Annotated in this window: 2 protein-coding genes; both read right to left on the minus strand. The window is 30.7% G+C overall.

What is annotated here, in order from left to right:
- Positions 1 to 68: 68 nt before the first annotated feature.
- Positions 69 to 518 (minus strand): D-aminoacyl-tRNA deacylase, encoded by a 450-nt coding sequence (gene dtd / locus HMPREF9131_RS00955; protein ID WP_004824002.1) that lies wholly within the window; start codon positions 516 to 518, stop codon positions 69 to 71.
- A gap of 4 nt (positions 519 to 522) precedes the next feature.
- The coding region (locus tag HMPREF9131_RS00960; RefSeq protein ID WP_009344868.1) for a bifunctional (p)ppGpp synthetase/guanosine-3',5'-bis(diphosphate) 3'-pyrophosphohydrolase at positions 523 to 1,748 on the minus strand (1,226 nt) is incomplete at its 5' end.

The raw sequence follows: 1,748 nt of genomic DNA on the forward strand, positions 1-1,748 counted from the left end.
TATTATAAACAATATAACAATTTTCTTGTAAGGGTCCAACAGTTAGTCTGATAATTTTCTTATCCATATTAAAACTCCTTTTCTGAATCAAGTAAAATTGTAACAGGACCGTCATTTATTAATGAAACATCCATATCTGCACCAAACTTACCATGCTCAACCTTAATATTGTTTTTCTTTGATTCCTCAATAAATTTTTCGTAATAATAAGTTGCTTCTTCAGATTTAGCTGCTTGAACATATGAAGGTCTATTACCCTTTCTAGCATCTCCATAAAGTGTGAATTGGCTTACAATCAATAAATCATAGCCTAAATCAAGTAAAGATTTATTCATAACCCCATTTTCATCATCGAATATTCTCAAATTATAAACTTTTCTTTGTATATATGAAAAATCTTCATCCTTATCTCCAACTTTTACACCTAGTAAAACTAAAAGTCCCTTATTTATAGAACCTATCAATTCACCATCTACACTAACATTAGCTTCTTTAACTCTTTGAACAACTGCTCTCATTTAATCACGCTTTCATTCTATAAACGTCAAAAACATTCTTGACTCTTTTTAACTTATCAATAATTCCTTCAAGTTCATCAATATTTGTAATTTCAAGTATTACGTCAACAATTGCATCTCCATCTCTTGTTGAGCGAGCATTTAAACTTGTCATATTAAGCTTAGCTTCATTAATTCTATTTGCGACATCACCGATAACATTAGGTTTATCAAGTGCTCTAACTTCAATAGCGGCTTCGTAACTGTTCGCTTCATCTTTTTGCCATGAAACTTGAACAATTCTAGATTCCTCAACATTATTATTAACATTTGGACAATCAGCTCTGTGAACTGAAATTCCTCTACCTATTGTTATATATCCAATAATGTCATCTCCGGGAACTGGAGTACAACATTTAGCAATTCTTACCTTAACTCCGTCTACTCCCTTAACATCAATGCCACTTTTTTGTACCTTTCTTTTAGACTTTACAATATTTTTTATAGGTTTTTTATTGAATCTGTTATATATATCAATAAGCTTTGCAGTGACTTGACTTAATTTTACAGTTCCAAAACCTAAAGCTGCATATAAATCATCAATTGTTGAAACATTCAACTTAGCCCTAACTTCATCTATCCATTCATCTTTCAAAAATTCATTGACATTATAATTAAGTCTTTTTGCTTCTTTTTCTAATATCTCTTTACCCTTTTCAATATTTTTATCTCTATCTTTAATTTTAAAATATTGTGATATCTTCTTTTTAGCTTGATTTGATTTAACAATATTTAGCCAATCTAGTGACGGACCAGAATTTGAGTTTGTAATTATATCAACGATATTACCTGAGGATAACTTATAACTCAAAGGAACAATTCTACCATTAACCTTAGCGCCAACGCAAGTATTACCAACTTGTGTGTGAATTCTATAAGCAAAATCAATTGGTGTTGAACCTTCAGGAAGATTAATAACATCTCCCTTTGGAGAGAATACAAAAACTTCATCAGCAAAGAAATCTACTTTCAAGGTATCCATAAAATCGTTGGGATCATTTAAGTCCTTTTGCCATTCCATCAATTGTCTTAACCAAGTTAAATTTTCATCAAAACTTGTAGTTTTTGTTTGCCCAGTTTTGTATTTCCAATGGGCAGCTATACCATATTCAGCAGTTTGATGCATTTGATATGTTCTTATTTGAACTTCAAAGGTTTCACCATTATTGTCAATTACAGTAGTGTGTAAAG

It is taken from the genome of Peptoniphilus sp. oral taxon 836 str. F0141, assembly GCF_000179335.1.
In the GTDB taxonomy this organism is placed as follows: Bacteria; Bacillota; Clostridia; order Tissierellales; family Peptoniphilaceae; genus Peptoniphilus_A; species Peptoniphilus_A lacrimalis.